Source organism: Halorubrum sp. Ea1 (assembly GCF_002252965.1).
Taxonomy (GTDB): Archaea; Halobacteriota; Halobacteria; order Halobacteriales; family Haloferacaceae; genus Halorubrum.
On the sequence record NZ_NHPG01000026.1, the window covers coordinates 483 to 785 of the forward strand.

The following is a 303-nucleotide window of genomic DNA, read 5'->3' on the forward strand; positions in this document are numbered from 1 at the left end:
CGCACGGGCGAGCGCGTCGGACCGGCTCGCGACCGGGATCGACCCGTACGGCAGACGCGCCCACACACACTCGCGACCGGGATCGGACGGTGGCTCAGATGCGACGGGCGGAGAACCCGGCGTCGCGCCACCGCCGTAATCGCAGTATCTGTTTCGTATCTACCACGTTCGGCGTCGACATCCGCTCGCGGAGCGCACGCGGATCGAGGGTCTCGAACTCGTCGTGATCGGCCGTGATCACGAGCGCGTCCGCTCCCGAGACGGCGGTGTCGAAGTCCGTCAGCTCGATCGACGGGTCCTCGA

1 protein-coding gene is annotated in these 303 nt (G+C 68.6%); it reads right to left on the minus strand.

Annotation, left to right across the window (positions count from 1 at the left end; genetic code table 11):
- Nucleotides 1-94: 94 nt before the first annotated feature.
- A partial coding sequence (locus DJ73_RS04040; RefSeq protein ID WP_254921582.1) for a UDP binding domain-containing protein occupies nt 95-303 on the minus strand: 209 nt, incomplete at its 5' end.